The sequence below is a fragment of the Hyphomonas sp. BRH_c22 genome, from assembly GCF_000961795.1.
In the GTDB taxonomy this organism is placed as follows: Bacteria; Pseudomonadota; Alphaproteobacteria; order Caulobacterales; family Hyphomonadaceae; genus Hyphomonas.
In genome coordinates this window covers 59467-80575 of the sequence record NZ_LADU01000139.1, presented here as the reverse complement: position 1 = coordinate 80575, position 21109 = coordinate 59467, and the positions used below count along the sequence as shown (strand labels likewise).

Annotated in this window: 17 protein-coding genes and 1 tRNA gene; 5 read left to right on the top strand and 13 right to left on the bottom strand. The window is 58.1% G+C overall.

The genetic code is table 11. The features are described from left to right. Nucleotides 1-83 precede the first annotated feature (83 nt). Nucleotides 84-170, top strand: a tRNA-Leu gene (locus VR74_RS20050). Between the two features lie 112 nt (nt 171-282). After that, nucleotides 283-1473: an integrase arm-type DNA-binding domain-containing protein gene (locus VR74_RS20045; protein WP_045699844.1), complete on the top strand. Its 1191-nt coding sequence runs from the start codon at nt 283-285 to the stop codon at nt 1471-1473. A 242-nt stretch (nt 1474-1715) separates the two neighbouring features. Here the strand turns inward: VR74_RS20045 and VR74_RS20040 are convergent, their stop codons facing one another. The 6 genes from VR74_RS20040 to VR74_RS20015 form a co-directional block, all read right to left on the bottom strand. Further along, entirely contained in the window at nt 1716-4709 is a 2994-nt protein-coding gene (locus VR74_RS20040) for a DEAD/DEAH box helicase family protein (RefSeq protein ID WP_045699843.1), read from the bottom strand. Continuing rightward, nucleotides 4706-6928: a DUF262 domain-containing protein gene (locus VR74_RS20035; protein WP_045699841.1), complete on the bottom strand. Its 2223-nt coding sequence runs from the start codon at nt 6926-6928 to the stop codon at nt 4706-4708. The genes VR74_RS20040 and VR74_RS20035 overlap by 4 nt, the downstream gene beginning before the upstream one ends. Then, nucleotides 6925-8238: a restriction endonuclease subunit S gene (locus tag VR74_RS20030; protein ID WP_299951524.1), complete on the bottom strand. Its 1314-nt coding sequence runs from the start codon at nt 8236-8238 to the stop codon at nt 6925-6927. The genes VR74_RS20035 and VR74_RS20030 overlap by 4 nt, the downstream gene beginning before the upstream one ends. After that, entirely contained in the window at nt 8235-9143 is a 909-nt protein-coding gene (locus tag VR74_RS20025) for an Abi family protein (protein WP_045699839.1), read from the bottom strand. The genes VR74_RS20030 and VR74_RS20025 overlap by 4 nt, the downstream gene beginning before the upstream one ends. Before the next feature lie 166 nt (nt 9144-9309). Further along, on the bottom strand, nt 9310-11340 hold the full coding sequence (locus VR74_RS20020) for a class I SAM-dependent DNA methyltransferase (protein ID WP_299951521.1): 2031 nt from the start codon (nt 11338-11340) through the stop codon (nt 9310-9312). Beyond that, entirely contained in the window at nt 11337-11534 is a 198-nt protein-coding gene (locus VR74_RS20015) for a helix-turn-helix domain-containing protein (RefSeq protein WP_045699838.1), read from the bottom strand. Before VR74_RS20015 ends, VR74_RS20020 begins: the two co-directional genes overlap by 4 nt. Nucleotides 11535-11890: 356 nt before the next feature. Between VR74_RS20015 and VR74_RS20010 the strand changes: the two genes are divergently transcribed. The 3 genes from VR74_RS20010 (at nt 11891) to VR74_RS20000 (ending at nt 13821) form a co-directional block, all read left to right on the top strand. Then, a complete protein-coding gene (locus tag VR74_RS20010; protein ID WP_045699889.1) occupies nt 11891-12457 on the top strand; it encodes an antirestriction protein ArdA in 567 nt (188 codons plus the stop codon). Between the two features lie 2 nt (nt 12458-12459). Continuing rightward, the gene (locus VR74_RS20005) at nt 12460-12936 is read left to right on the top strand and encodes a hypothetical protein (protein ID WP_045699836.1); all 477 of its coding nucleotides are present in this window, start codon (nt 12460-12462) and stop codon (nt 12934-12936) included. 561 nt (nt 12937-13497) lie between these two features. Continuing rightward, entirely contained in the window at nt 13498-13821 is a 324-nt protein-coding gene (locus tag VR74_RS20000) for a DUF736 domain-containing protein (protein ID WP_045699834.1), read from the top strand. A 388-nt stretch (nt 13822-14209) separates the two neighbouring features. On the opposite strand, the gene VR74_RS19995 is transcribed toward VR74_RS20000, so the two are convergent. The 7 genes from VR74_RS19995 to VR74_RS19965 form a co-directional block, all read right to left on the bottom strand. After that, the gene (locus VR74_RS19995) at nt 14210-14971 is read right to left on the bottom strand and encodes a hypothetical protein (protein ID WP_045699832.1); all 762 of its coding nucleotides are present in this window, start codon (nt 14969-14971) and stop codon (nt 14210-14212) included. After that, nucleotides 14965-15975 (bottom strand): MarR family transcriptional regulator, encoded by a 1011-nt coding sequence (locus tag VR74_RS19990; RefSeq protein ID WP_045699831.1) that lies wholly within the window; start codon nt 15973-15975, stop codon nt 14965-14967. The genes VR74_RS19995 and VR74_RS19990 overlap by 7 nt, the downstream gene beginning before the upstream one ends. 349 nt (nt 15976-16324) lie before the next feature. Continuing rightward, nucleotides 16325-17389 (bottom strand): GSU2403 family nucleotidyltransferase fold protein, encoded by a 1065-nt coding sequence (locus tag VR74_RS19985; protein ID WP_045699829.1) that lies wholly within the window; start codon nt 17387-17389, stop codon nt 16325-16327. 89 nt (nt 17390-17478) lie between these two features. After that, entirely contained in the window at nt 17479-18576 is a 1098-nt protein-coding gene (mobF, locus tag VR74_RS19980; protein ID WP_045699827.1) for a MobF family relaxase, read from the bottom strand. Beyond that, nucleotides 18576-20396 (bottom strand): type IV secretion system DNA-binding domain-containing protein, encoded by a 1821-nt coding sequence (locus VR74_RS19975; protein WP_299951518.1) that lies wholly within the window; start codon nt 20394-20396, stop codon nt 18576-18578. The genes mobF and VR74_RS19975 overlap by 1 nt, the downstream gene beginning before the upstream one ends. Next, on the bottom strand, nt 20397-20717 hold the full coding sequence (locus tag VR74_RS19970) for a hypothetical protein (RefSeq protein ID WP_045699825.1): 321 nt from the start codon (nt 20715-20717) through the stop codon (nt 20397-20399). It lies immediately after the preceding gene. Continuing rightward, nucleotides 20710-20976 carry a helix-turn-helix domain-containing protein gene (locus VR74_RS19965; RefSeq protein WP_273184492.1) on the bottom strand — a complete coding sequence of 89 codons (267 nt, stop codon included), beginning with the start codon at nt 20974-20976 and terminating at the stop codon, nt 20710-20712. The genes VR74_RS19970 and VR74_RS19965 overlap by 8 nt, the downstream gene beginning before the upstream one ends. Between the last annotated feature and the right edge of the window lie 133 nt (nt 20977-21109).

Here is a 21109-nt window from a genome sequence, read left to right as displayed (position 1 = left end):
CTGCAAAAACGACGTCGAGTCAGAGCAGTTTTGCCGTTGACGTTTCTGGCTTCGAACCGTAATACCCCGCCTTCCTACCCCGTGCCCAGATGGCGGAATTGGTAGACGCGCTACGTTCAGGTCGTAGTTCTCGCAAGGGAGTGGAGGTTCGAGTCCTCTTCTGGGCACCAGTAGCTTGTTTTCATTGAATAAATTCATTTTTCGATACCATCGACGGTTGCCCCGTCGCGGTGGCGTTTGGTAAGGTCCGGCACCCTCCAAAACGACCTGATCGACGAACTCATGCCGCTCACCGATTCCGAGATTGAAGGCTTCGAGCCTCGGGAACAGTCCTACAAGCGCTCGGACGGTCATGCGCTCTACATCTTCATCAGGCCGAACGGGTCAAAACTCTGGCGTATGAACTATCACTTCGAGGGCAAGCAGAAGACGCTCTCGTTCGGCGCCTGGCCGATCGTGACGCTCGAAGAAGCCCGCGACCTCCGCACCAAGGCCAAGCGTCTCCTCAGACAGGACGTGGACCCTGGCGCCGTTCAGCAGTCGCGAAAGGCACGTCGGCGCGGTCGTGCCCCGACCACGTTTGATGTGATCGCCGACGAGTTCCTGGAGAAGCGCAGGCTTGAGGGTCTTGCCGAAACCACGCTCTCGAAAAAGGCCTGGCTCCTCGACTTCGCGAGGACAGAACTGGGCATCATGCCCATCACTGACATCCGGCCCCGTGACGTTCTCGCCGTCCTCAGAGTGGTCGAGTCGAAAGGCAACTACGAGACTGCCAAGCGCCTGCGCACCACGATAGGCGAAGTGTTCCGCTACGCGGTGGCTACCCTGCGCGCCGAGACGGATCCGACACCGGTTCTGCGCGGCGCGCTCATCTCACCGAAGGTCAGGCATATGCCCGCCATCACCGAGGAGGATGAATTCGGCCGCCTGGTGCGGGCGATCTGGCGCTATGAGGGCAGGGGAGGAGCGGCGAACGCCCTGAAGCTCATGGCGCTCCTGTTTCCGCGGCCCGGAGAGCTCCGGCATGCCAGATGGGCCGAAATCGACTTCAACAAGGCGGTCTGGGTTATCCCCGCCGAGCGCATGAAGATGCGCCGCGAGCATCGAAAGCCCCTTCCGCCCGCAGCACTTCACATCCTGCTTGATCTTCGCGGTACGAGCGTCCCGGAAGATTATCTTTTGCCTGCCGTCACGGATCCCGAGCGGCCGATGAGCGAGAACACGATGAACGCGGCGCTCGAACGGCTGGGCTTTCCAGGCGAGCTCATGACGCCGCACGGATTCCGGGCGACAGCTTCAACTTTGCTCAATGAAAGCGGACGCTGGAACCCGGATGCGATCGAGGCAGAACTCGCACACGTCGATACGAGAGCGGTCAGGGCGATCTACAACCGGGCGCGTTACTGGGTCGAGCGTGTGGAGATGATGCAGTGGTGGGCGGCAGAGGTGCTCAGGCACACGAATGCATACTGAGGGAGATTTTCTGAAAGCGTGCTGGTTTGTTCGCGACCTGCCCGCCGGAGGCGGGGCTGTTCGGCCGGAGTGGACGTGTTGGTGTGGGGAAAGGCCGTTCTTCTGGCCGGCCCGGCTCGTCTCACTGAGGGATCAGAAAGTCCGACTTTAGGCATGGGGCTGGGGCTCACCGGCAGGTCGCGCACCCGCGCTTCCCACTGTCCTTTGGCCAGAGGGGTCGCGGGCGCTGACCGAAGCCTGCATTATGCGGCCTCGCCTTTGACCTCGCGCAGCGCGCGGTTGAAGAAAAAGCGGATCAGTTTGTCCCTGGCGGCTGGGTCCGTTAGTACAATGTCTCGCATGTCATTGTCCCGCTGGAACATGCGAATTGCGCCTTGGAAGAAAGCTTGCGAAAAGGCTGAATAGACAACATCCGGAGCATTGTTTCGAAGCATGTCGGTCATGTCTTCGTTGAGCGTTGCCTGATAGGTAGGCTCGTACCGGATGAAGTCGTTTTCAGTGAATTGGGTGCCATGACGGTCATTGAAGGCTTTCACGATCTCTGACAGTTCTCGCTGTTCGTCTTCTGTGTAGGGTTTCGCGCCGAATTCGCTGATGGCCTTCAAAGCTTCCTTGTCGCCGGGTGAGAGCGATGCGTTGCCCCGTTCCTTCTGCACAACCTTGAAGGCCTGGAGTCGGAGCATCTCTTCCGTGATCTCGATATCAGGCGGCACTTCACGATTAGGCAGGAGGCGCGACAACCATGACGCATAACTGTAGAGTTTCTCGAGCGACGTATCCGAAAGGCGGATCACCTGCGCAACGAAGCCGTAAAATCGCATATAGCTTTTAAGCAGCTGCCGGAATTCTTCCTGCCGTCCTTCGTCCTCATCGGCCACAAAGCGCTGCACGGCTTCACGGACGAGGCCTTCCAGCCGTGCGCGGTCACTGCTGGTAAGTGCCCCGGCGTAGAATGTCTGGGCAAATCTATCGATCTGGCCCCGGTCGAGATAGCCAAACTTGAAAAGCCTGCCTTCGAGCTCATAAACCTGATTGGGATCAGACATGGCTTCAAGCGATGTCGTTTCGTAGAACGGCCGGAACGCGGCCTGGATATCTTCCATGGAATTCTGGAAATCGAGAATGTGCGTGCGCTCCTTACCGGCTTTCGTACGGTTGAGACGAGACAGGGTCTGGACGGCCTGAAGCCCTGCAAGCTTGCGGTCGATATACATGGCGCAGAGTTTTGGTTGGTCGAAGCCTGTCTGGTATTTCTCGGCGACGATCAGGATCTGGTAGGTCTCGGGGTAAGGGGAGCCGTCGGGCTTGAATCCGTCGAAGCGACCGGGGAGCTCTGTTTCGCTGAACCCATTGAGATCGGCTTCTGTATAGGTTTCCCCCTCATTGTTTAGTTCGCCCGAGAATGCGACGAGCGTCCTAAGGTCTGAGTACTTCTCAGACTCGATATAGGCTTTGATCCCGAAATAGTATCGAAGCGCATGCTCGCGGCTCTGCGTCACAATCATTGCTTTCGCCTGGCCGTTCAACTCACGCACAACATGGCGTCGAAAGTGCTCGACGATGATTTCCACCTTCTGTCCGATCGCCGTTGGATGCAGGGAAGCAAACCTCGCAACCTTCCGCTGGCCCCTGCGCCCGCTTAGCTCCGGATCGTCTTCGATCGTTTTTTCAAGCTGGTAATAAGCTTTGTAAGTCATGTAGTTTTGCAGAACGTCGAGGATGAAACCTTCTTCAATCGCCTGTCGCATCGAATACTCATGAAACGCCTGAGGCAGCCCATCTGGGCCTTTCATGCCGAAACGCTCCAGCGTGACGTTGCGCGGTGTCGCTGTGAACGCGAAGAAGCTGATATTGGCCTGCGGCCCGCGCGATTTCTGATAATCCAGGATCAGATCTTCAATATCGTCACTCGACGTCTCTTCGCGCGTCAATGCGTCGGTCATCGCCTGGGCTGATTTGCCCGATTGGCTTGAATGGGCTTCATCGATGATGACCGCGAAGGTCCGTGCTCCCTGTCCGGAGATGGCCTTGAGGTGATCGGTTGAAAACTTCTGAATCGTGGTGACGATGATCCGCGCGCCCTTGGCGATAGCGTCTTTCAACTGCCTTGATGTGCCGTCGATGGTTTTGACGATGCCTTTGGTCTGTTCGAACTGGGCAACTGTTTCCTGAAGCTGGCGATCAAGTACCACCCGGTCTGTCACGATGATCGCCGTGTTGAACACAGGCTTATTCGCCGCATCATGAAGATTGATAGCCTGGTGGGCGAGCCAGCCAATTGTGTTCGACTTCCCTGACCCCGCCGAATGCTGAATTAAATAGTTCCGACCCGGGCCATTCTCCCTCGCATGACCAATTAGCCTGCGAACCGCGTCCACTTGCTGGAACCGCGGGAAGATCATGACGACCTCCTTGCCGGACTTCTCGACATGCATGAACTGGCCGACGATTTCGAGCAGGACTGCACGCGACAAGATAGCTTCGCCCCACTCTCCCGCGCGATAAAGGTACGCAATGCGGAATTCGTCCTCGACATCAGGATTTCCTGCGCCGCGATCACGTCCGCGATTGAACGGCAGGAAGCGTGTCTTGCCGTTGGCGAGACGCGTCGTCATTGAGACATTGTCCTCGTCCATCGCAAAATGAACGAGCGCGCCGCGCTGGAAGGTCAGGAGCGGTTCACCGGCCGGAGACCGGTCCTTACGGTACTGTTTCTCGGCGTGCCGGAAAGTCGTACCAGTCATCAGGTTCTTGGCTTCGATGGTCGCAACGGGCAGGCCATTCAAGCACAGGACAACATCGATCCGGTTATCATTCCGGACACTGTATTTGACCTCATCCATCACGCTGAGAATATTCGCCTGATACTCCCCGACGCGCTTGGGCTCAAGCGTGCTCGCAGGCCGGAAATAGCAGAGCGAGAACTTTATCCCGGGCACGATCTTGAGGCCCTGGCGCAGCACATCGAGCAGGCCGCGATCCTTCTGCGCCTTGGTAAGTTGCGTGAACAGCGTGTCTTCCGCGGAGTCCGAATAATGCGAGACGAGTTTGTCCCATTCTTCGGGCTGGCTTTCGCGTAGGAACCGAACGACCAGTTCGCGGTCCATCGCCAGCGCTCGGTCATAGTCGGTCTTCGCATCGCGCCTGAGATAGTCTTCGTTGGTAATAAGCTGGTCAATGAGGTGGTTCTGCAGAACTTTCTCACGGTGGACGCTGTCGGAACTGTAGGTGTTCATGCAGCGAGCACCTTTCTGAACCAAAGCACGCTGGCTTCGCCCTCTTTGAGCGTTACCTCATCAACGGTTCTGCTATGGCGAATGCTGTTACGCAAATCGGCGAGTTGAGAGAATTTCTGGCCAAGCGCTTCCTTGCTTTTGAAACGCTCAGCAAAGCGCTCCCAAAGCCCTTTTGACAGGATTGTGTCCTGGACTTCGCGCAGATCGAAATGTTCGAGCACGCCGTCGGCTTTGCCGAACCGGTCAGCGCTCAGGGCGGCGTTTTTCCTAAGCGCCCGTTGGATGCGATCTTGTACATTGGCAAGAAGGTGCGGGGGCAGAACTGCCGGATCATTTTGGACAGAATCGACAATCACCTGCCGAAGCGCCAGCTCGATTTCCTCAATGGACGCGTCGAGTGCGCGCAAATTGGCAGGTAGATCGAGGCGTTCCTTTATTAGAAGGTTATCGATACCGTCGAGTAGCGTCCGGTGACGTTCAGAGATAAAATCTTCGTAATCGTCCGGCGTGAAAGAGGGCCTCAGCAAGATGTCTAGAGCCGTCTTGCTAATGAAATGAGACTCAAGGATCGCGAGAACTGCCGCCTCTCCGTTTTCGGCGATCAGTTCTGGAAGGTACTCGTTTGGAAGCTTCTCGCGAATGACGTTTCTGTTGGTATCGCTAGTCAGCGGAGAACGATTGAGAATGGAATTGATAGCTGGGCCAACCTTATTGTCACGTCCCCACCAGGCCGGAACGATGTGATGGTCATCAAGATCACCATAAGGCGGAACGTCACCGCTCATCCAGTCTCGTGCGCCCGCCAAAACGAACAAATTGAAGATGGCGCTGTAAATCGACGAGCCGCGTTTCACTTCGCTGCGCATATCTATGGACCGGTATGATAGGGCAAATTCGTCGATCAGGTCGGGCTTGGCTTCTTCATTGGCCAGCCATTCGCGCATGGCGGTGAAGTCCCTCGCTGCAGTCGACTCGACCGAACTCGAGTACCGGGAGAGGAACACTGACGCCCAATACCATAGGCGGACTTTGCGTCTCGCAGAGAGTTGGCGCTTCGCAGGTTGTAAGCTGACGAGCGTATTGATTGCTGCAAAAGCCGGAACGATCGACGCATACGGAATGTAGGCTTGGCCGACCGCGCCGTATTCCTGAGGATGACGAAGCAGCGCGATCACCCGTTCCAGCGCATCGACCGCCTGGTTCCAGAGCGTGACGAATTCTGAACTGTCCGCGACGAGAATGTCTTGCCTGCGCGTGCCGTCCGGCAACCGAACTGGCTTCTCGACACCGGGCTGTAGGAAGTAGAGATATTTCGGTGAGCAATAGCTTTGCCGCAGGATCGACATCACCTGCAGGATGTAGACATTCATTTTCGGCGTTTCGACAAAGCCTAGCCGGTCCCGCGCCTCGCGGTACATGTGCTTGAGCTGGATGTCCTTTGGCTTCATCAGAGCGTTCAGCAGGTCGAACACGTCGAGCTGAATGCCTTTGCTGTTGATCTGTGTGAAGATGTCACAGACCTTCTCGACACCGATCTCCTTGTCGAGTTCGACATGGGAAATCTGATAATTCGTTAGAGTGTCGTTGATGTCTTTTCCAAAGGGCTTCGCGTTGGACGCATTTTGCAAAGCGACTTGTCGGCCTTGCTCGTCGGTCGCTTCATCCGCTCGGCGCTGCCAGTACTTGCCATATGCCTCTGCCCACTCAAAAAGTTCGTAACCCCCTTCACTAATAACGCTCAATGGAAAGATGTTTCGTTCGAATTGAAGCTCGGGCGTCGACAGCAGGGTTGAGCTCTTTTGCGACATCCATTCGTAACCGAACGCATCATCGGTTTCGCCGGCCATGAACTTGTCAATCTGTATATAGTAGATTGCGAGCTTCTTGCGGTTCGGCAGAGGCATGTCGGGCGCAAGGAAAGCATAATGCATCGCCGTGAGGCGCTGCTGGCCGTCAAGAACGATGTATTCGGGCGAGCCGCCGCCCGCGTAGCCATAGAGGCCTTCGCAGGCGAGCAGCTTGATATTCTGGTCTTTCGCCTTCCAGAGTAGAAGGCTGCCGATATAATAGTCCGAGAATATGGACCGCATCAGGTCGCGAATGTCCCAGGGCGCCCATTCGAATTCACGCTGGAAGTCCGGGATCACGAACCGGCCTTCGCGTATGCGCCCAATCAGCGTGTTGAGGCTGACATGGTCTGGTTTCTGAGCGTCTTTCATGCGCGCATCTCCGATTCGATGGCGTCGAGGCGCCGGTCTGTTTCTCCCTTGCGGGTGTATTCGGAAACATCGATCTGGCCGGTTACGGCGGCGGTGATGAGGGCCGCGCGGTATTCGCGCAGGCGGTCGATGGATTCTAAAGTTTTGCCTTGAACCGCTCTGAGCTGGGCGGTTTCGCTTTCGATGCGTGATACGATTGCGAGTTGCTCTTCTCTGGCCGGCACTGGCAGGAATACTGGAGCAAATCTAACAAATCTGAACCGTGGTGCTCTCTCACGAACGGACGGACAAAGCACGAATATGTAGTTGCGGCGGGCCATGCACCTTAGGGCGTAGGCGTAGAATTTTGGAATGACTCCCTCGCTGCGCGGTCTGCAAACGGCATACTCACCCGTCGACTTACCATCGTCTTCCGAGACGCCGATAGCTCCCGCAAAAGCATCCATAGTGTGGATGACGAGATCGCCTTTGCAGATGTGCTGATAGCCGACTTCCAATTCGGCAAATGTGTATCCTTCAGTCCGGCGTCGAGAACGCAGGCAAACCTGACCATCGCGGAACGCCGTGATGACCTCATCTTCTACTTCGACAGGACGCTTCATTTCTTCGAACAAGAATTTCGCGCGAACGAGTTGCCAGTCAGTCGGTATCTCTGAAAGCCATGGACTATCGACCGATGTTCGTGCGCGGTGCGGGTCTTCCGCCCCAGTGGCCAAGAGATCAGCGATATCTGTAATCTTCTGTTTCAGTGCCGCAACAAGCGCCTGCTTCTTCTCCACCAACTGGTCGATGCGGGCGGTTTCGCGGTCGAGGAAGTCGGCGATGGCGCGCTGTGTCTCCCGGTTGGGAAGTGGGACCGGGAATTGCAGCAAATCTGAAGGCGTAAGATTTTGCCTTACGCCGCCGCCCATGCCGTTGAAAATGTTGTTGATATATGCCGCATAAAAAAACCAATAATAAAACTTCGACGCAGCCTCGGCGGAATTTTTCACAAGACGGATATAGGCGGGGCTCATAATTCCACGCCGAGGCACGTAGCCCACTCTGCTTGTCCTGATGTTTTCAAGATCGATGAGCTTAAAAACTAAATCATCGGATTCAAATATTTGATATGTTGAATAATCGGAAGATTGCAGACCTTCGATGTCGTCCAATGACCGATCTATGACGCCTGAAAGTGTTAAGGCGAGCCTGTGATTTTCTTTCATGCCAGCGTTCGGTTCTTTGGCGTATCGAAAGATTCGCTTTGCTGGCAGCGACGCCCATTTGTACGTTGCCGCGAACTGTTCGAGGAAAGGTAGCGAAGTCATGCGGCTACCCTCCAGGCCGGCATCTGCTGCCAGTTTGCGGGGAAACCCATAGCAGCGGTGTCGGCGAGTGGGGTTTCATCTATCAGCGTGATGAGCTTTCGCCGCCAGTCTGAACCGGGGGCGATAATGCCGATGAGATAGCCGATGGTGGCGAGCGTATTGTAGAGGCGGCGGCTTGCGCCCGCGTTCATGGCGAGCTTCAATGCGCCGGGCGACTGGGGCAGCTTCATCGTCACCGTGAACTGCTTGTTCCAGAGGCGGCCATGATGGGCGCAGATATTGCGCACATGGGCGAGATGGTGGGCGAGCGAGATGAGCACTTTCTCGTCCAGCCCATAGGGCTTCGCAATGGCCTGACGGTCCGCCCTGAGTTTCAGATTGCCGAGCCATTTCGACAGCTGACCAAGCGACATGACCTCCGCCGCCATCCAGATGGGCGGCAATTCCGGATCGTCATACTTCGCGCGATAGTGTTCGATGAACGTATCGCGGGAGCGCTCGATTTCGCTGATCAGGCTGGCGAGCGCTTTAGCGTAGTGGTCTTGGCGTCCATACAGGGTGCCGTCGATATAGCCATGCGGTTCGTACTTGACGGCGAGATGGTGCGCCCAAGCGCCTCGCAGCGAGACCTCGATCCGTTCCACCGCGTCCATGACATGCAATCGAAGCTGGCGGTCGAAGACATAGAGGGCGACGGCGTCGTCGAAGCTCGCGCCATTTCTGAAAGCGTGGTCGCCATCGGCTTCGGCTGCGGTTTCAAAGGGCAGCCAATACGCACGGAGCCTGTAATAGCTGATATGACGCAGATAGTGCTCCGCCCGCGCGCGGTCGGGCACGGCCATGCCCCGGCGCTCGATCAGGGCGATCTGGTCAGCAATGGAAAGGGCGGGCTTGGCGAATTTCATGCGCGCACCGCTTTCAATGAAAACAAGGCCCTAAAACGAAGAAACCCGCCAGGGTGCGCAGTGCGGAGCCGAAGCTCCGCCCGAGGCGTGGCGGGTCTTATTGAGTTGATATATGTCCCAACCTGCTTAACATGGCAATAACCCTGAGCATCAAATTTGCGTGACCTCACGTCACCACCTCCTTGAGGAGGGCCGCGATTTCGGCTTCCAGCGTCTTGAGCTCGCCGTCGATCTCTTCGAGAGGGCGCGGCGGAGTGTAGGTGTAGAAATAGCGGTTGAAATTGATCTCATAGCCAACCCGTCCAACCTGCTTGTCGGCGTCGTCGACGTAGGTCTCGTCGACCCAGGCGTCCGGCGCGAAGGGTTTGACTTCCCTCGCAAAATAGGTGTGCCACTCCTCTTTCAAGGGCACGAGCTCATGGTCGCGAAGTCGGGTGTCAGGTTCCGGATTTCCATCCTTGTCCCGGCAGATTTCTGCGGTCTCATCGCGCGATCCGAGCGCTTCGATAATCGCTTTTATGACGGGCGCTCCGGCGTTCACATCAGCGGATTTCAACGCCTTTTTCAGACCCTTCAGGAAGGCGGCGCGGTCCATGAAGCTCTTGTCCGAGAGGGCGCCGGCGATTGCGGCCAGAATCGCGTCTTGATCGGCTGAATTGAGCCTTTCGAACGCCTTCTGAGATTTTAGCACATCCAATGTCTCCGGCGTTATGTCGAACCGAAGTTTGAGCGGGCGCTCGACCCTGATTTCCCGGTAGCCGAAATCCGTCGTGTCAAAGATCTTGGCGACCTTGCCTGCGCCGCTTTCCCCATTCAGGAAGTCGGCATAGAGCCGGACAATCTGGTCGCGCGCCGTTTCGGGGATTTCCCGTCGCTTGGAGCCGAGTGATTTGCGCATGCCGGTCCAGAAGCGCTCGCCCGACGCGTCGATCAGCTGGACCTTGCCCTCGCGCGCCTTCGGCTTGCGATTGGTCAGGAGCCAGACATAGGTCTGGATGCCTGTATTGTAGAAAAGGTCTGTCGGAAGGGCGACAATCGCCTCGACCCAGTCATTCTCCAGCATCCAGCGACGGATCTCGCTTTCCCCGGACCCGGCGCCGCCCGTGAAGAGCGGCGAGCCGTTCATGACGATGCCGATGCGAGAGCCGTCCTCGTCATCACGCATCTTGGAAATCATATGCTGCAGGAAGAGGAGCTGGCCGTCGGAAATACGCGGGGTGCCCGCACCGAACCGCCCGGCATGCCCGAGATTGGCGGCTTCGGCCTTGATCGGGTCCTGGTACTTCTTCCAGTCAACCCCATAAGGCGGATTGGACAGCATGTAGTGGAACTTGCGGTTGCCGTGCGCATCATCGGTCAGAGTATTGCCGAAGGCGATCTGATCGGGATTGTGACCGGTGACCAGCATGTCCGACTTGCAGATGCCAAAGGACTCGCCGTTGAGCTCCTGCCCGAATAGCTCGACGCGGATCGAATCGTTGAACCGCTTCAAGGCTTCCTCGGCGAGGGCGAGCATGCCGCCTGTGCCGCAGGCCGGGTCGTAAATCTGCCTGATGATGCCGCGCCGGTGCAGCTTGGTGTCGTCGTTGGCGATCAGCAGTTCGACAATCAGCCGGATCACCTCGCGGGGCGTGAAATGCTCCCCCGCCGTCTCATTTGAGATTTCCGAAAACCGCCGGATCAGCTCTTCGAACAAATAGCCCATCTCAATGTTGGAGACAGTATCCGGGTGAAGGTCGATCTCGCAGAATCGCTCAAAGACCTGCCAGAGGATTTTGCCATCATTCAGACGCTTCAACTGTTCCGTGAAGAGGAACTTCTCAAGAAAGATGTCGCGCACATTGGGCGAGAAACAGCGGATATAGTCGATAAGGTTCGCATGCAGCTGCCGGGCGTCCTGTCCGCGCAGCTTGTCAAAGGTAAGCTCTGACGTGTTGTAGACCTTGATCCCGTCGCCGGCCGCGCCGAACAAGATCATGTCCTGTGTCTCTTCATCGACGCCCTTGGGCAGCGATTTGTGGGCGGCGAGCACCGCTGCCTTGGTCGGCTCCAGGATACAGTCCAGACGGCGCATTACCACGAAAGGCAGAATGACTTTACCATACTCAGATTGCTTGAAATCGCCGCGAAGGATTTCGGCGATGGACCAGACAAACCCGCTGAGCGATTTGATGTCAGGCGAGGTGTTGGCCGTCATGTCGTCTTGTTCCTATTATTTCGCTTGCGCGCATCTTCATCGATCCATGCGTCGATCTCGCTTTTTCGGAATCGCCAGGAACCGCCGACCTTGAATGCCGGTATCTTCTGCTCGGAGGCCAGCCGATAGGCTGTTTTCTCCGTAATGCGTAGATATTCCGCCACTTCCTTGATGGTCAGAATGTCGGTTTCCATGGCCGCCCCTCATGCCGAAATAGGCGCATTTGAGAAAATTAGGCAGAATCGGGAAGTGGTTCAACGCTTAATCTTCGCCAATGCACGCAAAAGTAGGGGGAGGCCTCGTCATGCCAGCCAGGTATCGCCCGCCTCAATATCTCTCCCAAGCAGTCGGAAGTGGGCGGACGGTACGTCTGCCAGAGCGCGGTCCCCGCACAAGGGGGCGGGGCTTTGTCGTGCGCGAGCGTCTTTAGGCTTCCTACCTACGGCCATCCCCTTGCGCGGCGCCCTGTCACGCTCCGGCTGAGCACCTTTTCGCCGCCCACCCCCGCCTGATGCGGGAAAGAAAGCCTGGCGGCGCAAAGGAGACTGACATGACTGACCAATTCACATCCGATGATCACGCTGGACCAGCTTCCGCGCTCGACGCACCTAGCCGTCCCCGCATCTACGTGGCCTGCCTTGCCGCCTACAATAATGGCCGCCTGCACGGGGCATGGATCGATGTCACCAACCCGGACGAGGTTTCGGAACAGGTGCGCGGCATGCTCGCCGCGTCGCCCGAACCAGACGCCGAAGAATGGGCGATCCACGATTACGAGAACTTCCATGGCTGCCGGATTTCCGAATGGGCGAGCTTCGACACTGTGTGCGAGCTTGCAGCCTTCATCGAAGAACACGGCGAACTGGGCGCGAAGCTTTACAGCCAGTTCGGCGATGACCTTGAGCAGGCAGAGGTCGCGTTCGAGGACTATGCCGGAGAATACCGCAGCGCTGCAGACTTTGCCGAAGAATTTGTACGGGAGACCGGTACTGAGATCCCCGCTTCGCTCGACTATTACATCGACTGGACGGCGCTCGCCCGCGACATGGCGCTCAATGGCGAGATCATGGTGTTCCAGACGGGCTTTGATGAAGTCCACGTGTTCTGGAGCCGCTGATCATGGCTTTCACAGAACGCTTTGACACATTCGTATGCGAGGGCGATTGCATCGCTTGCGAACAGGACGGGTTCCGGATCGTCGCGCGCATTGTGCGCGACGATTGCCCGGATGCGCCTGACCAGCGCCAGGACGGATTCTGGCCATCCCTTTACAAGGATGCGCCGGGGTTCATCGGCCCCGGAAACAATTTCCGGGAACGCTTTGCCAAGGCGCAGGCCGAAGCCGAGGCGATCATGAAGGCATGGCGGCGGGATGACTGGTTCTATTGCGGTATCGTCCTCTCGGTATCACTGGACGGTGTCATACTGGACGAGCACGCGATCAGCCTCTGGGGTGTCGAAGCCAATTATCCCGGATCGGATAATGCACACCTGACGGAGGCTGCAGATGAGCTTCATGCCGACGCCATCGTGATCGGCCTGCGGGCTGCGCATCGCCTCTGTGCAGCGCTCTCCCGTCTCGAGGTGCGCACATGAACGCGTATCTGACGATGCATGGGCACGGATTGCAGGCCTGTTTGAAGGTGGACGAGAGACTTTCCAGCCAGACGCCGGGGCCTCCGCAGACCCGGACGCCGCCTGAGGGTTCAGTCTCCTGTTCAGGCGGAATGGAAATCCTCCGGTGCCCGGCATCGGGCGGCTTCTCTCGCAGGCTTGTCTTGTGCATTGGTGCCAGCAAAGGGAGGGGTTCATTCGGACAGGGCGGAAAAATCTCACCGTCTCCGGGTCTCGCAGTGTGTCCCTGATCGTCAGCCCGTTCAGTTCCTTCCATTTCCGCGCCCCGCGCTCCGGCCCCCTTGTCCCCGTCTCAAGCCGTGTGACCTGGACGAGGCCGGCCAGTCCTGAAACCGGCGCCGCGAAGAATTTTCCCCGCCGCTTTGCGGCTTCCTCGCGCATCAAAATTCTCCGCCGCGCCGGTGCTCCACTCACGTTTCGCCCCTTCGGGTTCAGGCCTGCCTTGCCTCGTCCTTTTGGTCCGGCGTCGACGGAGACAAGGGGTCCCCGGGACAAGAGCAAAAACGAAAGGAAAGACGAAAAATGGCAAACGCACTCGGATATGTCTCTGAGACCAAAACCGGCTTCGAAGGCGCCCTCGCAATGATGAACCTCAACAGCCCCATCCGCATCGAGAAGAACGCGGAGAAAGCCGAAGACGGACAACCCGACTATCGTGTCTTCGCCGGAGAGACCTCGACCGAAATCGGCGGCGGCTGGGTGCGCAAGGCGAAAGCATCGGGACGGGAATATGTCTCGCTGACCCTTGCAGACCCGCAGATCAGTTCCCGCAAGATCTATGCAAATCTCGCCCCCGTCAAAGGCAAGAAAGGCCGTCACGTAATCCTCTGGAACCCGAAGGACTGACTTGCCAAGGTGACGGCTCCAGATGGAGCCGTCACCGCCATTCGTCCGTCAGGACCGTGTTGCGCGTTCTGTTCGATCGCAGGGGAGATCGGCACGCGAATTTCGCCCCGTATGCACGCCGTCCGAAAGACGGTGCCGGATAGCGCATTTTGAAATCTTCGCGATTTGGTGGCTGTGAGCCAATGTAGGAGAAGCTTTCCAAAAATCAGGTTGCCAGGCGTGATCGTCGGCATCTGCCGTCAGTGTCCAATCCTGTACGTCCAATGGCGAAGGACCGGCGCTCATTTGCCTGTCTCAGGATTGGAAAACGCCCCGCCATGTGATTCTCCTGGACGTTCGCTGACGCCGTACCGGCTCGGGTGACCGGATGAATTCCGGCGTGTTGCGCCTATTCCACCCCATATGCCTTGCGCAGGAATGCGATAGCCTCTTCGAGCGTCATGCTCCCTTTGAGGTCTTTGGGATTCAGCTTCCCTTCTTCCTCAATTGCGCTGAGGAATTGGCGCATATCTTCGCGCAGAGGATCACTGACCTGCACGACGGCGTTGCCAGGAAGCAATTGTGAGAGTCGGAACACATCATTGCGGTGTTTCCTGATATGACCGCCTTTGACTTTGTCATCGCCGTCGTCCCGCCGTTTGGTCAGGTCCAGAAAGGCGCGCGCCTTGAATGGGATGAGAATGGACTGATCGAGGATCGTCACGCCGTTTTCCACACGCTTGCCGTTCTGCAGGGCCTTGAAATAGTCCGGATCAAGCAGGATCGCCGAAAGGCTTACAATATCAGCATCGGCATCCAGCCTGATGATGTCGGTATCTTCGGGAAGTGAGAGTCCATCAGGCTTCTTGGAGAAGAGCTCGACCATAAACGGGAACTCAGGGTCTTTCGGCTTGTGGAACCGGTAGAATTCGCGGTGCCCGCCGCTTTGTTCGCGAGCCTGATATCCTCCGGTGTTCAGAAAGTCCCGGAATTTTTCGCCAAACGCGGCATCGATGACTTCAATGCAAAGAACAACATCTATGTCTTTGGTCGCGCGGAAGGGGAGGCCGGCCGTGTCAAAGAGGATGTCGCACGCCGCCCCGCCGATGATTGTATAATGATCCGGATAATCCTTGAAAAACTCACGGAACTTGTCGATTCCAACTACCATGGTACGCGCTCCAGCAATTGCTCGGCAGCCATGGCCACCCGTTCGTCTTCATGATCCCGGAATTGCGCGTACAAGGACAATGGGTCGGCAATCTGCCCATCCGCTAATCCTGCCGGATCATAGCTCCAGGTCTCTACGGCGAAGTCCGGCTCGTCAAAGTGATGCTCCCGGTATTCATGGCTGGCGGCAAACCCCTTCCACGCGATGGCGGCGATAGCAAAGACCTCCAGTTGCGGTGGGGATAGATCGGTCAACTCAGAGAGTGCTGACTCGCCACCGAGTAGCATAGGTGGACGTGGGTGCGGTCCCCAGACAAGCTTCCGGCTGCGCACCGGACTTTGCAGGAGCGAGCGCACATTTTCCATCATTTCCCGGCGGTCGCCTCGAAACTGAAGGTGGCGCTCCCGCCCATATTTTTCTGTGACGGCCAAGCCAATAGCGACCAGATCATCGAAAGCCCGCCCGATAGACATAGGCGAATAATTCAAGTCCCTTGCAAGTTCGGACGGTGTGGTCGCTGTCTCATTTCGCCGGAGCACGTAATGAAAAAATACGGCCTGTGCAGCGGGCGAGAGACTATCGGGTGTCTCTGATTTCTGTGTCCGGAAGTGTTCACGCAAATCCATACCCAGTTCCGGCGCATAGAACTGGTTTCCGGGGACAATGAACGAAACGCCCTGTCCGATCAGACGGGACCGGTCACGAGCGCTTAGCGCTGATATACCGATGATCACTGGCCGAACGACCTGCGCTTCGACCAATCTGACATGCTTGGCGATATCCCCCGGCGTATCGGCAGCATCATTCACGAGCATCAGAAGGCACACCCGTCCGGCAATGTCCGCGCGGTAGAAGCTATAGGCACGCGTCAGAAAGACCGGCAAATCCGACGGGGCGGTTTCAGGTTCGACTGTCATAGTCGTATGCAGAATCTGACCGACATAGCTGGCAATTTGGCCAGCCAGGCGCTGAGGATCTGGAGCGGGATCATCGTTATATAACATCGTATCCGGACACTAACATCAATAATGTTAGTGTTCAATCATAATGTTAATATACTGCAATTACCTGAAAAACGGAAAGTTTCAAAGAGGCTCCGTTCTGAAAGCCTGAATAATGCCTGATATGCATCAGAGTGAAGGGTCTGAATTTTAGTCCGGTCGGAAGGGAAGTGGGTGTCACACCCCATGCACCTTCGATGCTGACATATCGCGAGCGATCTTGTCTCAAACACCCACAGTCAAGGAAATCTGGACGAAGAAACCCGTACACGGTCGCTGCGCACGACGATTACAGCACCGCACGAACTGAGCTGTGTCCTGCTGTGTTGATCGCGGCTTTCTTTGTACACGCTCAGTGCGCCGCCGTCCGATCGGTTTCGCGCACGATCGAAAGTACAAATTCCCTTAACTGATCGGACAAGTTCGCGGACGCGGAGATGAGATGCTGACGCCAGCTTGCTCCGCGATCAGCGGCTTCGCCTAGCGCGGCTGCGAGCTCGTCCTCGCGGCGCTGCATGATCAATGCTTCCATGAGGAGACTCGCCTGGACGATGTCCTTGTCTGACTTGATTGCACTCGGGCCTGCCACGCGGCGCAAGACGCTGACGATCAGTTTGTGTGCCGCATATCGCTCCGGTGAGGGCACATTGACCAATGCTCCGAACCGCGTGAGCACAGCGGCCTCGACCGTGTCCTTCAGGAGGAAGTCCAGGTAGCGTAACGGGACTGCGTCTGATTTGAGACTCGGCAGTCGGACGGGGTCGTCACGGTCAGCTCCGCGATTGGTCGTGAGAACATCGATCCGGTAGCCGCCGGGCCGGGCATAGGTCGCCGCGATATTTGGATTGGTGATTCCCGGGACAGGTCGAAAGCCCGGATCAACCGATTGCAGGACGTCGAGAAGGGAGGTGTCCAATGCGTCATCAAGACTGACCGAGACGCCATAGTCCTGCGCAAGATCGAGATCGCCCGTGCGTATCGCCGCCCCCGGCAGGCGCACGCCGAGCAGGCCCGAATAGGTCTGGAATGCTATCGTGCCCACAATCACGCCGCGCAGACGGAAAGTGCCCGCCTCTACCAGAGCTTCAATGATCGATCCGGTGAGTGAATCCGGTTCCGGTAGTCCGGCCCCTGTGAGAGAGCGTCGAATCGCCCTTCGCGCATCGGCGTCCGCCTTCGCCCGCTGGGCTGTTTCAATGAGGCCGCGGCGTTCGGGCGTATCGGCACCGATGTAGCGCTCCGGTGGACGCCCAGCTGGAGCCGTTGGCTCTTGAACATACCAGTAATCGCGGCCGGAAATTTTGCGCTTCCGGAATGTTGAACCTGTCGGGAACTCTGAAATGGCTGCGATGCGCAGCTGGTCCAGCAGTTCGGCATAGCTGGTCTGGATCACGAGAGGGAGTTGAGAAATGGACATTTACCGGCAAATTACGATATTGCCGGTAAAAGGTAAATGATTCTCTTCGAGACCCGTTGCACTTTTCTCCAGCTGATCCGCCACGCGTATCAGCTTTCCCGGTCAAATTCTCGGTCGCCGTGTTTACGACGCAAATTTACCTGAACGCCTTGCATACTGGATGAGGCCCGCGAGGCCATCGCGATGGCGCTGATCAACTGCTGCGCTGAGGGCAAGATACGGGCTGGCGATCTTGTGGGAGCCTGATGACCTGGCGTTGGACCGTGCTGGGTTTGGGCACCGATCTGTGCCTGCTGCTGGCGCGCCCTGGCAAGATCGAAGCCGAGCGTTCTGGCCTCTGCCTGCCATGCCTGGAACAGTGCGGCGCGCTCCCTTGGCCGCTTGGCCTGGCGTGTGCGCAGCGCTGCGAGTTCCATGCCCTTGGGCGTACGGTAGCCGTATCTGTCGGCGGCCTGTTCGATGGCCTGCCTGCGTTTGGAGAAGGCACGCTCGAGGTCGCGGGGGATCGCCTTCAGGCGAAAGCTGCTGCCGTAGCGTTCGACAGAATGGCCCTCGCGTTCGAGCGTGTTGGCGAGGTGCTGGCGGTAGAGTGCGCCGGCTTCCTTCTGGGCCTTGTAAAGGTCGCGGCTGACGAGACTGCCCCAAGTGCCGTCGCGGCGCGGCGCTGTGTTGAAAATGAACGCGTGCGTGTGAAGCTGAGGATCAAGATCGCGGCTCGTGTGATGGTGGAACCGGGCGATGGTCAGCCCGGCGACCGGCTCGCGGATTGCGCCGCCCTTGCCGCGCCGGGTGAACGCGTGATGGTCTTCGAGATGGGTGGTCGCAGCGTGAACGGCCTGGCGGTGCGCGGCTTCGATTGTCTTGCGATCTGCTGGAGGCGAAAGCGCCCACATGACAGAAACCGATTTCGGGGCCGAGAAGGTCATGTCCCATCCCGGCGCATGGGACTTGCTGATCAGGGTGAGACGTTCGCCGGTCTTCGGGTCGATGCCGTTGAGAGCTGCCTCGAAATCGGCTTTCGAGACGGGGCCTTCAAGGGCGAGGCGTTCGGCGCCCCGCCCGTCCCATTCGCCATCTGCTTCCGCTTCGGCCTCACCCTTGCCGGTATAGTACTCGTCTTGGGCCATGTGCTTGAAATAACTGACGGCTGCGGCAACAGATTTCCGGGCGGAGATGGAGGCAACCATCAGTCCACGCTTCCGGGCTTCGGCTTGCGAATGCGGGCGATGACGTCAGCCGAGAGCAAGCCCGCTTTTTGCGGTCGCTGGATCGGTGAGGCAGGGCGCACAGGTGCAGGATTGGCGCCCAGAGGTTCGTGATTGGGCCGGGTCCAGTCAGCCGGTATATTCGCCGGACGCTGGGAGGGAAGGATCGTGATCGGCAGGTCGATTTCGTATACGTCTTCCCCGAAGCCCAGCACCAGCATCCGGACCTTGCGACCCTTACGGCCAAGACGAGACGATAGTTCACTCGGCGTCATCACCGGACGAAGCGAGTGTTCGGTCGATATGTTGACCGAACTGTTTCCGCCGGAATGGCTTTTACTGCGTGATTCCTTTTCTATCTCCTGCATGCCGATGGCCCGGCTGATGTCGTCGGCCCCTTCACCGGGATTCATGCGGCCGATGATGTGGGTGCCGATCATCGACAGCCAGGCATTGGTCCGGTCGCGGCCATACCTGATGCGGATCTGGGATGTGTCCTGAGCAGCCAGCACCACGCACACGCCCTTCGATCGCCCGAGGTCCAGCAAGGCGGCCAGGTCATCCATCGCTTCAAGTTGCGGAAACTCGTCAAGGAAGAGCCAGATGCGGCGCTGGCTGCTTTCGCTGAAGGCCGGACTGCAGACATGCGATGACAACAGACTGACCAGCCCGCCGATCCACGCATTGGTCAGCTGGGGGTAGCGGCCATCGCGTTGCAGGATCACAGGATGGGTGGCGTGGGGGTCGGTCAGCCAGTTCGCCGCGCTGAACTTTTCCTGATCCCCTGCGCTCCAGGCTTCTGCCATCGCTTCCAGCACATGAATATGCGCCTTGAATGTGGTCAGGATGGACATGGCCGTCTTGCTGGCCGGATCGCCGATCATCTGCGCGGCGGCCGGATGATGGGCAAGCGCCATGTCTTTCAGTTCGTCGGCACCCAGCAGAGCGCGGGCATGGAGATCGCCCCACGTCCAGGCGGTGCCATTTTCTCGCTGGAGGCTGACGATACAGGCAACGAGCAGCTCGCGGGCGGCCTCTGCCCACATCGGGTCGCTGCTTTTCGGGATGAACCGGGCGGCCAGCTCCCGCGCGTCCTGCTTGGTGACGCAATCAGCCGAAATGTCCCAGACCGCTGATCGCTTGTCCTGCGGTGCGATCAGCGTGATATTTCCCGGCAGGCGTTCGGTCATGTCGCCCTTGGTGTCGAGGATGAGCATCTTGTCGCCCCAGCGCATGGCTTCCAGGATCATGTGCTGGATGGTCTGGGTCTTGCCGGATCCCACAGAACCCGAAATCAGGCAGTGACGCGATTCCCGGTCCCGGCTCATGGGGAGGCCGGGTGGAAAGTCGATCCCCGCACCGGTCTGCCTGATCTCCTTTCTGCTTGTCCTTCTTATCGCGGCGTACGCTTTTCTTCCGGTCAGGCGCACGGGACCGCGTACGACTTTCGGTGCCGACTTTTCCGCCATGGCAAGGCGCGCAAAGCCGAGCAGGCTGAGGGCTGACAGGGCGCCGAGGCCTGCAACGCCATTGTGACGAAGATTGAACGCGTCGTACGTGCCGTAGTGCTGCATGACAGCCCTGCAGCGCGGCCAGTGGTATGATCCGGCGGGATCATGGATGATGGATGTGATCCGTGCCTTGCCGCAGCGATCCATGAAGGCCGCATCATGACGCGCGAACAGGCCGTCTTCGGCGATTGCGCCCGGACGCATCCAATCGAAGCCGACCTTGTAGGCGCCATAGGCGGCAAGCGCGGAGACGAAGCCGATGACGAGAAGGGTATTCTTGAGAGAGCCCATTTATGCTTCCTGACGTGTCGGTTGACCGCTGAGGGCATGGAGCAGTTCGTCGAACATCGACTCCAGGCGTCCGAGTGATCCGCCGTTCTGGTGGGTTGCACTGGCAACAGCCTGCAGGTCCTGGGACAGGGCAGCGAGCCTGCGCTCGATCTTGAGGAGTCGGTCAGCTTGCGTGAACGGATCGCCATCGGTCAGGCCGGACCGGATCAATTCGCGCGCAACACCTGTCGGCGTGCCGGAGATGCGCCGGGCGCGTGCCGTCAACTGATCAATGTCGGACGCGGCAAGGCGGATGGACAGAGGCCGCGTCGGTTCAGACATGGCGCTTGGGCGAGGTGTCGGCGTCGGACTTTTCGCATTCGGCCAGCCATTTGAGAACAGTCCGGCGCCGGTAGCGCACAGCTGAACCGAGCTTCATGTAGGGCGGTCCGCCGCCTCGGCAGCGCCAGGTCGCCAGGGTGCAGACGGGCACGCCCGTCAATCTGGCAACCGACGGCGTGTCGATGGCCTCATCGAGCCAGCCGGGATTGTCCTGAAGGATATCCTCGATTTCGGGAAGGGTTTGTTCGGGTCTGGACATGGGACTCTACGCCTCTCTTGATGAGTGAGTTTGAGGCCAGCACGTCGGGCGCAGGCGAAAAAGAAGAATGATTTCGTCTTATTCCATCCTCATTTGTGCATGCGCATCACTCTGTGACATGGGCAGCAATCCC